Origin of the sequence: Myxococcus sp. CA005 (assembly GCF_006518205.1) — a bacterium.
Lineage (GTDB): Bacteria > Myxococcota > Myxococcia > Myxococcales > Myxococcaceae > Myxococcus > Myxococcus xanthus.
The window spans coordinates 108,431-120,984 of record NZ_SRLV01000003.1; the positions used below are offsets into that span (position 1 = coordinate 108,431).

The window sequence follows — 12,554 nt, forward strand, 5'->3', positions numbered from 1 at the left end:
TCATCGCCGTGCCCCATCCACTCACGGTGGCAGCCTTCGGGCTCGCCGCCACACTCCTATTTCCGCGTGTCGCCGCGGCCCAGCCGGGCTCCGCCGATGCCGCGCTGTCCCTTGAAGAAACCCTGGTCCTGGCCCGCCAGCGTGCACCCGCGCTGCTGGATGCCGCGGGCCGCGCCGCCGAGGCCCAGGGCCCCGTGGCGGCCGCCAGGTCGCTGCTGAACGACAACCCCACCTTCGAGCTCCAGGCGGGCCCGCGCAGTGCCCCTGGCTCGCCGGGAAACCCCGCCGTGCGTGGGTTGGACTTGAGCGTGGGCATCAGCCAGTCCTTCGAGCTGGGTGGAAAGCGCGGCGCCCGCCGGGAATCCGCGCGCGCCGGTCTGGAGATGGCGACGGCCCACCAGCGCGACGCCGAGCGCCGGGTGCTGGGTGACGTCGCCGCGCGCTTCCTCCAGGCGCTGCATGCGCGGGAGCGGCTGAGCCTCGCGCGAGAAGCCGAGGCCGCCGCCCGGGAGACCGCGAACTCCGCCCAGCGGCGCTTCGAGGCCGGTGATGTGCCCGTGGTGGACGTCAACGTGGCGCGCGTGTCCCTGGCCCGCATGCGCGCGGAGGTGGCCACCGCGGAGGGGGACGAGGCCGTCCAACTCCACCAGTTGCGCGCGATGTTGGGCCTTCCGCTCACACATCCGTTGGCCATCCGCGGTGAGCTGCGAGTGCTCGCGCTCCAGCCTGTCACGGAGGCGAAGACAGACACCGTGGCGGCGCGGCCCGATATCGCCGCGTTGGAAGCGGAGCTCGCCCAGGCGGATGCCGACCGCCGCATGGGCCGGGCGAGCGTCTGGCCAGACATCACCGCGGGGTTTCTGTACCAGCGAGAGATTGATGAAATCGCCTACCTCGGCGCCCTGAGCGTGCCGCTGCCGCTCTTCGACCGGGGAGACAACGCCCGGGTGACGGGCGAGGCCCGCGTGCGCCGGCTCCAATCCCTGCTGGCGGCGGCCCGGTTGGAAGTGGACGTCCAGGTGGAGGCCGCGCGCGTGCAGCACCGCAAGCGGCTGGAAGCCGTGACGCTGCTGGAAGCCGACGCCCTGCCGCTGCTCAGTGACAACGAAAGTCTCGCTCGCCGCTCCTACGAAGCCGGAGAGATGGGCCTCGCCGAGTTCCTCCTCGTTCGCCGCGACACGCTGGAAGCGCGTGCCGCCTACCTCGACAGCCTCCTTCAGGCAGCCCTCTCCCGCGTCCAACTGGCCGTGGAGACCGGAGCCCTTCCATGAAGCCCCTCCACGCCGCAGTGGCCGCCCTCCTCCTGCTCACCGCCTGCAAGCGCGAGACGCCGCACGACGCGCAAGCGCACGGACATGACGAGCCCCCCGCCCAGGCAGGTGCCCACCACGACGACCATGGCGAGCCCCACGTCCGCATCGCGTCGGAGATGTTGAGAGACTTGCGCATCACCACCGCGCCCGTGGGCGTGCGACCGGGCGGTGAGAATGTCACCGTCCTAGGAGAGCTCACCTTCAGCGAGGACGCCTACGCGGAGGTGGCCTCCCCCATCGCCGCCCGCGTGAGCGCCGTCTTCGTCACCACCGGTCAGGCGGTGAAGCAGGGCGAAAAGCTCGCGGACCTGCGCAGCCCCGAGCTGGGCAAGGCGCGCGCGGCGCTGCAAGCGGCCCAGGCCCAGGCCCAGGCCGCGCGTCAGGCCGCCGAGCGCAAGCGCACGCTCGCTGACGAGCGCATCATCGCGAGCAAGGACGTGCAAGCCGCCGAAGCAGAGGCCGCCGCCGCCGAGGCCTCGGTCGCCGCCGCGCGCGCGGAGCTGGTGGCCCTGGGCGTGAGCGAAGAAGAGCTGCGCGGTGGCAACGTCCCCCCGGGCTTCGTCCTGCGCGCCCCCCTGTCCGGCACCGTCGTCGAACGCACCGCGAGGATGGGGCAGATGGCGGACCCCAACCTGCCGCTGTTCTGCATTGGTGACGTGTCCTCGCTGTGGCTGGTGGTGCACGCCTTCGAGCGTGACGCCGTGCGCATCCAGCGTGGCACGCAGGCCCGCATCACCTTCGCGGCCTTTCCGGGCCAGGAGTTCATGGCGAAGGTGGGCCACGTGGGGCAGCGCGTGGACGCGACTTCACGCACCATCCCCGTGAGGCTGGAGCTGGACAACGCCGACGGCCAACTTCGGCCCGGCATGTCCGCGTCGGCCTACATCCCGTTGGGGGACCCGGGAGCGCCCATCACCGCCGTGCCCGCGGCGGCGCTCCAGCGGCTGGAAGGTGGCTGGGTGGCCTTCCTGCCCACTGACACGCGCGGCGTCTTCGAGCGACGCGAGGTGGGCCGGGGCCGCACCCTGGGCGGCGACGTGGAGGTCCTCACCGGACTGAAGCCTGGCGAGCAGGTGGTGGTGGAAGGCGCGTTCCTGCTCAAGGCGGAGGCGGAGAAGTTGAGCGGCGGAGGGAGTGACGGCCATGCGCACTGAGGCCCCCGACTCCTGGATGAACCGCATCCTGCGGTCCTCCTTCGCCCGGCCTGGTCTCACCGTGGTGCTGGCCCTGGCGCTCTCCGCCTTCGGCGCGGTGGCGCTCAAGGGGCTGACGCGCGACGTGTTCCCGGACCTGTCCGCGCCCATCTTCAACGTCATCGTGCAGAACCCGGCGATGGGCGCGCAGGAGCTGGAGACGGCCGTGGCCATCCCCATGGAGGTGGCACTCGCGGGCCTGCCCGAGGTGCGCCGCATCCGCTCCACCTCGCAGTTGGGCGTCACCCAGCTCACGGTGGAGTTCGAGCCAGACGCCGACTACTTCCGCAGCCGGCAGTACGTCGTCGAGCGCGTGGCCCAGGCGCAGAGCGAGCTCCCACCCGGCACGGACGCGCCGCTGGTCTCCAGCCTCACCGGGCGGCTCAACGAGGTGTTCGAGTTCACCCTGGAAGCGGAGCCCGGCGCGGCGGAGCTGATGACGCTGCGGGATTTGGCCGAGTTCGAGGTGAAGAACCGGCTGCTCGCCGTGCCCGGTGTCGCCGGTGTGGAGCGCCTGGGTGGCTACCTGCGCCAGTTCCAGGTGCAGCTCGACCCGGACCAGATGGTGGCGCGCGGCATCACCCTGAACCAGGTGGAGCACGCGCTGGAGGGCGCGAACCTGAACGCCTCGGGCGGCTTCGTGGTGCAGGGCCCCATGGAGTGGACGGTGCGCGCGGTGGGGCGCGCGGAGTCCGTGGAGGACCTGCGCGACACCGTGGTCGCCGTGCGCGACAGCACGCCCGTGCTGCTGGGTGACGTGGCCGACATCCGCGAGGCCCCCGCCGTACGCCGGGGCATCGCCCACCGGCTGAAGGGCGAGGTGGTGAGCTGCCGTGTCATCAAGCAGTTCGGCGCGGACACACAGCAGGTGACGGCGGGCATCCGCGTCGCCATCCAGGAGCTGAAACAGGGCCTGCCGCCCGGTGTGCAGCTTCGCATCGTGTATGACCAGTCGGTGCTGGTGGACTCCGCGCTGGGCGGCGTCAGCCGGGCCATTCTGCTGGGCGCGGTGCTGGTGGTGCTCGTGCTCTTCCTGCTCCTGGGAGACTGGCGCGCGGCGCTCATCGTCACGCTCACCCTGCCCTTGTCCCTGGCGCTGGCGGGTGTGCTGCTGAAGTTCGCCGGCATCGGCATCAACACGATGACGCTGGGAGGACTGGCCATCGCCGTGGGCCTGCTGGTGGACGCGGCCATCATCGTCACGGAGAACATCGTCCACCGCCTGCGTGAAGCGAAGGGCAAGGCTTCGCGGCGCGACGTGGCGCTGGCGGCGTCCATGGAGATGGCCCGGCCCATCGCCTTCGCCACGCTCATCGTCGTCTCCGTGTTCATCCCCCTGTTCGCCATGACGGGCATCGAGGGGCGCATGTACCAACCGCTCGCCGCGGCCGTGGTGGCCTGCCTGACGGCGTCGTTGGGGCTGGCGCTGACGCTGGTGCCGGTGGCGTCCGGGCTCTTCCTCCGCGCGCCCCGCGAAGGACAGCCCGAGGACGTGTGGCTCATCCGCAAAATCAAGCACGTCTACGCGCCCATGCTGGAGGCGTGCATGCGCCACGCGGGCCTCGTGCGACTGGTGGCCCTGGCCGTCACCGTGCCCGCCCTGTCACTGGCCTTCGTGGTGGGCAGCGACTTCATGCCCAAGCTGGATGAAGGCGCGCTGCTGCTCCAGACGGTGCTGCCGCCGGAGGCCTCGCTGGAGGAGGTGGACCGGCTCAACCACCTGGTGGAGGACGCGCTGTTGAAGTTCCCGGAGGTGGAGGACGTGGTGCGCCGCACGGGCCGCGCGGAACGCACGGAGGACCCGATGCCGCACACGCTGTCGGACGTGCTCGTCATCCTCAAGCCGGAGCGGGGACGTTCGATGGAGGAGCTGGAAGCCGCGATGCGCGAGGCGGTGGGACAGGTCCCTGGCGTGTCGACGCTGTTCACCACGCCCTTGGGCATGCGCATCGATGAAGGGCTCGGCGGCAGCCCCGCGGACATCTCCGTTCGCATCTTCGGGCCGGAGCTGGAGACGCTGGCCGGACTGGCCGAGCGGGCGCAGGCCATCATGGCGAAGGTGAAGGGCGTGGAGGACTTGCGGGCGGAGAAGCTGACCGGCCTTCCCCAGCTCCGCATCACCGTGAACCGCGCCGCAGTGGCGCGCGTGGGCCTGACACCCGGGGACGTCATCCACGCCGTGAAGGTGGGGATGGTGGGCCAGGAGTTCGCCCAGGTGTGGAAGGGCCAGCGCCGCTATGACTTGCTGCTGCGGCTGGCGGACCACCGCCGGGGCGACGCCACCGCCATCCGGGGTCTGCTGGTGGACGGGCATGACGGCACGCGCATCCCGTTGAGCCAACTGGCCACCATCGAGGAGACATTCGGCGCGGGCAGCATCCGCCGCGAGGCGGGCAGCCGGCGCATCGCGGTGGAGGCCAGCGTCGCGGGCCGGGATTTGGGCAGCACAGCGGCCGAGGTGCGCGAGCGGCTGGCGTCGGAGCTGAAGCTGCCGACCGGTTACTTCCTGGACATGGGCGGCCGGGTGGAGAGCCAGCAGCGCGCCGCGCAGGCGATGACGGTCGCCATCGCGGTGGCCCTGCTCGCGGTGTTCATCCTCCTCTACCTGGCGCTGGGCTCGCTGGCGGAGTCGCTGGTCATCATCGCCACCCTTCCAGACGCCTTCGTCGGAGGCATCCTGGCGCTGCTCATCGCCGGGGAGACATGGAACGTGTCCAGCCTGGTGGGCCTCATCGGCCTGTTTGGCATTGCCGTCCAGAATGGCCTGGTGCTGGTGGCGCAGACGAAGCTGCTCATGCAGCACGGAAAGCCCTTCGATGAGGCCATTCGAGAGGCGAGCATCGGCCGCGTCCGCCCCAAGCTGATGACGGCTGGCACCGCCATCCTGGGCCTGCTGCCGCTGCTGGTCCTGCCACTGCACGGCACGGAAGTGGAGCGCCCCCTGGCCGTCGTCATGGTGGGCGGGCTCGTCACCTCCACGCTGTTCACCCTGCTGGTGCTGCCCACCTTCTATGCCTTCGTGCACGGGTGGCAGGAGCGGGTGACACAGCGGCTGGCCGCCCGGAAGGCTGCTCGGGCCCAGACGTCCGTGGAGCCCTGAGACGACGCACCGCCTGGGGAACCGCCGCCCTGTCCTCGCAGGGCGGCGGCGAACCTGCGGCTACTTCGCGTTGGTGACCATGTCGGCGCGCACCTTGCCGACGATGCCTTCCCACTTCCCGTTGGCGCCATGGCCGTGGGATTCGCCGTCGTCGCGGAACTTCACGAAGTGGTTGGTCCACTTGGCACGGCCCCCCTCACAGGCGGTGGTGCCAGTGGTCAGGTCGTTGCAGAACCAGTCGGACGGGTTGCAGTAGGCCCCGCCCGCGCTGCCCGACACGCCGCCCGTGGAGTGGTACGACACCGCGTCGTCGTCCTGCCCCGGGAGGAGCCCCGAGTACACCGTCCCCTTGGCGCCCGCGAACATGTTGAAGCGGATGCCGCGCGTGGTGTTGTGGTTGTACATGGCGCGCGCGGTGGTCGTCACAAGGTCGCTGACGATGGGGTCCTTCACCGCCCACTCCCCCATGTCCGCCAGCTCGCTACCTCCAGCGGCACCCGATGCCACGTTCACCCACTTGATGTTCCAGCCCGTCTGCGTCTTCCCATCGGTGTTGCCACACACACCGCTGGAATTCGGTATCGCGTTCTTCTTGTAGCGCGCCGAGCCGCCATACAGCGCCAGCGCGTAACCAATCTGGAGGTTCCCCGCGCTGTGCACCGCGATGTAACACCAGTTGTCTCCGGTGCAGTAGCAGTCGAGCGCATCCCGGATGTACGCATTCTGCCCGCCAATCCGCTGCCGCCCGTCCCAGTTGACGGCCTTCTTGTTCACCCCGGCCGCCGTGGACGCGGGCCCCCAGGCGGAGAAGTCGGCGTAGTTGCCCTGCTTCGTGCCTCCGGAGTTCTTCCCGTGAATCCACAGGGTGTAGTTGGTGGCCAACGCCTGGGGCGCGAACAGCAGCGCCGCGCCTGCCAGCGCCGCGCGAACGGGAAACCGCATGGGGACTCCGGGGGAATTGCGAGGGGGCGCCACGCTAACAGCAGGCAAGTGTTTCAGCCCAGGGCTCCATTCAGATACATGGAGCGGCCCCAGGTATCGTGAGACCCAGTGTCTCCACCGTGTCTCACGACACGCCGCGTCGCAATGGCTCTCAGGTCCGCATCTTCAGTCGTGTTTCATGCACCGCGTCCCCCACGGCGCCAGGCTTCTCGCGCTCGGCGGCGCGCAGCAGGCGGAGGATGCCGGGACCGAGCACGTCGATTTCCGTGGAGGCATAGGCCTCCGTGCCGAAGCGGCGGATGGTCTCCGTCTGCTGCCGGAGGATGCGCGCGTCCTGCCCGAAGATGTGGAGCGCCACGGGCATGAGGAGCGGGAGCGCCGCGCGCACCAACCAGCGGGGCAATGGCAGACGGAACGTCACCACCGCGTACACCAGCGTGTCCCAGTCCGACACGGGCGTCATCGCGGAGGTCACCATGATGTGGCTGGTGTCACCAATGCGGTACTCCACCTGGGCGATGGAGGGCATCAGGAAGCGATCGAAGTGCTGTACCACCCCGCCACCCGGCGCGAGCAGCCGGCCCACGAGCCCGCTGGGACGCGGCTCGCCGATGTACTCGGCCTCCACCTTGTCCGCGCTCCGGCGCACCACCACGTCGATTTCGTTCCGCTTCTCCTCGGTGCGGAACAGCCCGCCATGGAGGTACGCGGTGTGGGGCACGTCCAGCGTGTTCTCCAGCGTGGAGTGCAGCGAGCCGGGGGCCCGAAGCGTGCGGCGCACGGTGGTGTATTCGCGCGCCTCCAGAAGCGGGAAGCGGTAGGGCTCCGTGGTGGGCTCGACGCCCGGCGTGGAGTAGACCCAGACGAAGCCATCCTGCTCACGCGTGGCATGCGCCGTGGCACAGCGAGCACGCGCGCCGGGCTCGCCCAGGAAGCCAGGGATGGCGCGGCACTGCCCCGCGCCGTCGAAACGCCAGCCGTGGTAGCCGCACTGGAGCTGGCCTTCCTTCACCCGGCCCAGCGACAGCGGCACGTTGCGGTGCGGGCAGCGGTCCACCAGGGCCGCGGGCTTGCCGCCCTCACCTCGGAAGAGCACCAGGGGCGAGCCCTGGAGCGTGCGTGCCAGGGGCTTGTCTCCCAGCTCACTCGAAGCACAGAGGATGAACCAGGCGTTGGGCAGGTGGACGACGGAGATATGTCCAGCGGGCGTACCGGAGGTGCGCCCCTCCTCGCGAGAGCTCATGGAGCGCACTCTAATCGGCCTCGACGGCGAGTGAAGGGCTCCGCGACAGGGCCGTTCCGGCTTGCCTGGACTCTTCCGGGCGCCCCCTCATGCGGGAAGGTCGGCGGCGCGCTGGGCGGCCTCCGGGTTGGGCGTCTGCGACATGACACCGCCGCCCATCTTCCAGCACAAATCCGAGCACTGGGTGCACATGTCCGCGCAGGCATTCATCACCACGTCCTCGCCCATTTGGGCGCAGGACTCCGCGCAGCGCCCGCAAACTTCCGAGCAGGCGAAGCAGGTGCGGCTGTGTAGCTCCGAGCCCCGCAGCATGAAGTTCGCGCTCGTCTGGCAGATTTCCGCGCAGTCCATCAGCAAGCGCAGGTGTCTGGCCTCCGCATACTTGCCACCCATTCCCAGACAATACGTCAGCGTCTCCATGCAGATGCGGTGACAGGCCAGGCAGGCCTCGATGCACTGGCGCATGTCGCTGTCGGCATTCATCACTTCGGCTGGGGTCATGGTGTCCACCCTCCCAGGGTGCGGTGCGTTCGAGCTCAAGGGTGGGCATCCCAGCGCCGCGCGGGTGGGCCTCGGCGGGCCGCCCGCCCCCGGCCCGAGGGAGGGAGCCCGGTACAGGCGGCCTCCCTCACAACCGGACCTACAGCTTCAGCTTCCGCAGCCGGAGCGCATTGCCGATGACGGACACCGACGAGAGGCTCATCGCGGCACTGGCGAAGATGGGACTGAGGAGCAGACCGAAGACAGGGTACAGCACGCCCGCCGCCACCGGCACACCCACGGCGTTGTAGATGAAGGCGAAGAAGAGGTTCTGCCGGATGTTGCGCAGCGTGCCCTGGCTCAGGCGGCGTGCCCGAGCGATGGCCCGAAGGTCCCCCTTCACCAGTGTCACGGCCGCGCTCTCCATCGCGATGTCCGTCCCGGTGCCCATGGCGATGCCCACGTCCGCCTGCGCCAGCGCGGGCGCGTCGTTGACGCCATCTCCCGCCATGGCCACCACCCGCCCCTCCTGCTGGAGCTTCCGGACGGCGTCGCCCTTCGCCTCCGGCAACACGCCAGCGATGACCTCGGTGATGCCCAGGCGCCGCGCCACCGCGTCCGCCGTCGTCTGACTGTCGCCCGTGAGCATCACCACCCGAAGCCCTTCCTCGCGCAGCAACGCGAGGGCCTCCGGCGTGGAGGACTTCACCGGGTCCTCGACGCCGAGCAACCCCGCTGCCTTCCCCTCCACCGCCACCAGCACCACCGTCTCGCCTTCTGCCCGCAGCGCCTCGGCCCGGGAGGTCAGTTCCCCGCCATGCACCTGGAGCGCTTCCGTCAGGGCCGCGTTGCCCAGGGCCACGGAGGCGCCCTCCACCCTGCCCACGACGCCCTTGCCCGTGAGCGAGCGGAAGTCCTCCACGGGCGCCAGCGTCACGCCACGCGCCTTCGCGCCCGCGACGATGGCCGCGGCCAACGGGTGCTCACTGCCACGCTCCAGGCTCGCGGCCAGCCGCAGCAGCCGCGCCTCCTCGAAGCCCGGCGCGGGCACCACCGTCACGAGGCGCGGCTTGCCCTCGGTGAGCGTGCCCGTCTTGTCCACCACCAGCGTGTCCACCGCTTCCAGCCGCTCCAGCGCCGCCGCGTCGCGGATGAGGACGCCCGCCTGGGCGCCGCGCCCGGTGCCCACCATGACGGACATGGGCGTGGCCAGCCCCAGCGCACAGGGGCAGGCAATGATGAGCACCGCCACCGCGTTGACCACCGCGTGCACCAACCGGGGCTCGGGGCCCCAGATGGCCCACACGCCCGCCGTCACCACCGCCACCGCGATGACCACCGGCACGAAGACGCCCGCCACCTTGTCGGCGAGCCGCTGAATCGGCGCGCGGGTGCGTTGCGCTTCACTCACGCGCTGGACGATGCGGGAGAGCAACGTGTCCTGGCCCACGCGCTCGGCGCGCATCACCAATGAGCCTGTGCCATTCACCGTCCCGCCCGTCACCTGCGCGCCCGGGGCCTTCTCCACGGGCAGCGACTCGCCCGTCACCATGGACTCATCCACCGCGCTGGCCCCTTGGAGCACCACGCCGTCCACGGGCACCTTCTCTCCGGGGCGCACGCGCAGCGTGTCCCCAGACTGGACGCTCGCGAGCGGCACATCCTCCTCGTGACCGTCCTCTCCCATTCGCCGCGCCACTGGCGGCGCGAGGCTCAGCAGCGCCCGCAGCGCACCGGAAGTCGCGTGCCGGGCGCGCAGCTCCAACACCTGTCCCAGCGCGACCAGGGTGACGATGACGGCGGCGGCTTCGAAATAGAGGGGCGCGGAGCCGCCGTGCCCCGTGCGCAGTCCCTGTGGCAGGGCCCGCGGCAGCAGTGTGGCGAAGACGCTGAACAGATACGCCGCGCCCGTCCCCAGCGCGATGAGGGTGAACATGTTGAGGTGCCGGTTGCGCACCGACGCCCAGCCACGCTGGAAGAAGGGCCAGCCCACCCAGAGCACCACGGGCGTGGCCAGCACGAGCTGCGCCCAGGCCAGCACGCCCGCGGACACCGCGCGTTGCACGGGCTGCCCGGGAAGCATGTCCGACATGGCCAGCACGAGCAGCGGCGCAGTGAGCGCCAGGCCCACGCGGAAGCGCAGCCGCATGGATTGCAGCTCCGGGTCCGGCGGCTCCTCCGCCAGCACCGTGCGCGGCTCCAGCGCCATGCCGCACTTGGGGCAGGTCCCCGGGCCGTCCTTCACCACCTCCGGATGCATGGGGCACACGTACTCCACGCGGGATTCCTGGACGGGAAGCGTCTCTGGCTCCAGCGCCATGCCGCACTTGGGGCAGGCGCCGGGATGCGACTGGCGGACCTCCGGGTCCATGGGGCAGACGTACAGGGTCCCCGGCGCCGGCGTCGGTTCCGGCGCGGTCTCCGCGGGCGAGAGGTAGCGCTCCGGGTCCGCGCGAAACCGCTCCCGGCACCGGGGATTGCAGAAGGCGTAGGTCAGCCCGGCGTGCTCCAGGTGACCGCCCTTCGGGGCGTTCGGGTCCACCTTCATGCCGCAGACGGGGTCGATGGCAGGCGCCTCCCCGGCCGGAGAGGGAGGGGGCGTGCGGGAATGCGGCACGTGCGAAGGGTGTTGGGGCATGGCGCTTCGAGGCTCCTTTCGCCCAGGCCAACGAATCGCCCAGGCCAACGAAGCACCCGGCCGACGCTTACTGGGTGTTTCTCTAGAGGTAATCGCTCCTCCGGCCACGGACATTCATCTTGACCTCAAAGCACATTCCCTCTCGCTCCATGGCTGGCCGTCGAGAGCCCCTGGACGAAGAGCAGAGTGCTCTTCACGACTCGTGGGACACGGTGCTGCGCACGGTGGGCCGGGTGGTCCTGGGCACGGTGCTCATCTGGGGGGTGTGCTCGGCGCTGCGGTACGGCGTCCATGCCACCAGTGACACGCTGCTGGCGTTCGCGTCGGGGCGGAGCCTCTGGTGGGCGCCGCTGGTGCTCGCGGGCGTGCTGCTGCTGGGCGGACTGCTGCGAGGGCTGCTCAACCGCCGGCCCGGCTGGAGCGACGTGGCCTCGGATGGGGTGAATGTCGCGCTCTTCAACTACCACATCACCTACGAGGACCCGGCGGACGACCCGCGCCCTCGCTACTCACGGCCCGCCATCCGGCTCGCCCTGCGCAAAGCGGTGGCCACGTTGCTCACGCTGGGCACCGGCGCGTCGGGCGGGCTGGAGGGTCCGGTGGTGCTGGTGGGCGAGTCCCTGGGCGCGGGCGTGGCCCGCATCACCCGTGCCCGCTCCGAGCACACGCTGCGCACCTGCCAACTGGCGGGCATCGCCGCGGCGGTGGGAACGCTGCTCAACGCGCCGTTCGCCGCCGCGCTCTTCGCGCTCGAGGTCGTCTACGGCAACCGCATTGTCTACCGGAAGCTGGCGTACTGCCTGCTGGCGGGAATCATCGCGTACGCGCTCAACAACCGCCTCCTCGGCTTCAAGCCCATCTTCGTGGCGCCGCCGCACCCGCACACGTACACGCTGGGGGAGTACGGCCTCACCGCGCTGGTGGCCGTGGCGGTGTCCGCGCCCGTCGCGCTGCTGTTCGGCCTGACCATGAAACACACGCGCCAGGTGGTGGAGCGCGTCAGCCCGGTGCTGCGCGGCGCCATGGGGGCGCTGTGCACCATCCTGGTGGCCGGAGGGCTCTACTACGGCGCGGGCATGGACTTCCGGCACGTGCTGGGCATGGGCGAGTACACCATCGCCCAGCTGTTGGCGGATACGCCGGGGCCGCTGTCGCTGTGGTGGTACCTGCTGCTCATCGTGGGTGGGAAGCTGCTCACCACGGGCTTCACGGTGCAGTCGGGTGGCTCGGCGGGCATGCTCATCCCCAGCATGGTGCTGGGCGGCGTGTCGGGCGCGGCCACGGCGCAGATGCTCGCGTCGGTAACGGGCACGGGGCCGGCGGATGTGACGGTGTTCGTGGTGGTGGGCATCGCCTCCGCGCTGGTGGCGGTGGTGGGCGTTCCACTGGCGGCCATTGCCCTGGTGCTGGAGGTGTTCGGCTCCGCGTATGGCCCGCCCGCCGTCCTCGCCTGCTGCGTCACCTACGTGCTGACGCTGCGGCTGTCCGTCTACAACGAGCAGCGCCGCGAACAGGCCGTGGAGGCGGAGCCCGTCGCGAGTGCGTGTTCAACGCGTTCATGACGGACGGCTCGCGCCCCTGGAAGACGTCCTGGAGCACTACCGCGGCGGCATGGTGGCCTCCACCACGCTGGCGCCCCCCGCAG

8 protein-coding genes are annotated in these 12,554 nt (G+C 70.6%); 4 read left to right on the plus strand and 4 right to left on the minus strand.

From position 1 onward, the window contains the following. Nucleotides 1–8 precede the first annotated feature (8 nt). Genes FMQ63_RS02330 through FMQ63_RS02340 form a run of 3 tightly spaced genes read left to right on the plus strand, consistent with a single transcriptional unit; the run spans nt 9 to nt 5,606 of the window. Nucleotides 9–1,271 carry a TolC family protein gene (locus tag FMQ63_RS02330; RefSeq protein WP_011551106.1) on the plus strand — a complete coding sequence of 421 codons (1,263 nt, stop codon included), beginning with the start codon at nt 9–11 and terminating at the stop codon, nt 1,269–1,271. Then, on the plus strand, nt 1,268–2,467 hold the full coding sequence (locus FMQ63_RS02335; protein WP_011551105.1) for an efflux RND transporter periplasmic adaptor subunit: 1,200 nt from the start codon (nt 1,268–1,270) through the stop codon (nt 2,465–2,467). The genes FMQ63_RS02330 and FMQ63_RS02335 overlap by 4 nt, the downstream gene beginning before the upstream one ends. Beyond that, the gene (locus tag FMQ63_RS02340) at nt 2,457–5,606 is read left to right on the plus strand and encodes an efflux RND transporter permease subunit (RefSeq protein WP_216608529.1); all 3,150 of its coding nucleotides are present in this window, start codon (nt 2,457–2,459) and stop codon (nt 5,604–5,606) included. Before FMQ63_RS02335 ends, FMQ63_RS02340 begins: the two co-directional genes overlap by 11 nt. A gap of 60 nt (nt 5,607–5,666) precedes the next feature. Here FMQ63_RS02340 and FMQ63_RS02345 read toward each other — a convergent pair whose 3' ends face one another. The 4 genes from FMQ63_RS02345 to FMQ63_RS02360 all read right to left on the minus strand — a co-directional run bounded on the left by FMQ63_RS02345 (nt 5,667) and on the right by FMQ63_RS02360 (nt 11,023). Further along, nucleotides 5,667–6,548 carry a hypothetical protein gene (locus tag FMQ63_RS02345; RefSeq protein WP_026113879.1) on the minus strand — a complete coding sequence of 294 codons (882 nt, stop codon included), beginning with the start codon at nt 6,546–6,548 and terminating at the stop codon, nt 5,667–5,669. A gap of 151 nt (nt 6,549–6,699) precedes the next feature. Next, nucleotides 6,700–7,791, minus strand: coding sequence for an aromatic ring-hydroxylating dioxygenase subunit alpha (locus FMQ63_RS02350; RefSeq protein WP_011551102.1), 1,092 nt, complete (start codon nt 7,789–7,791; stop codon nt 6,700–6,702). An 87-nt stretch (nt 7,792–7,878) separates the two neighbouring features. Continuing rightward, nucleotides 7,879–8,292 (minus strand): four-helix bundle copper-binding protein, encoded by a 414-nt coding sequence (locus FMQ63_RS02355; RefSeq protein ID WP_020480688.1) that lies wholly within the window; start codon nt 8,290–8,292, stop codon nt 7,879–7,881. A gap of 139 nt (nt 8,293–8,431) precedes the next feature. Beyond that, nucleotides 8,432–11,023, minus strand: a complete 2,592-nt coding sequence (locus FMQ63_RS02360) for a heavy metal translocating P-type ATPase (RefSeq protein ID WP_011551100.1) — start codon at nt 11,021–11,023, stop codon at nt 8,432–8,434. 35 nt (nt 11,024–11,058) lie between these two features. On the opposite strand from FMQ63_RS02360, the gene FMQ63_RS02365 reads away from it, so the two are divergent. Beyond that, nucleotides 11,059–12,471: a chloride channel protein gene (locus FMQ63_RS02365; protein WP_011551099.1), complete on the plus strand. Its 1,413-nt coding sequence runs from the start codon at nt 11,059–11,061 to the stop codon at nt 12,469–12,471. Nucleotides 12,472–12,554 lie beyond the last annotated feature (83 nt).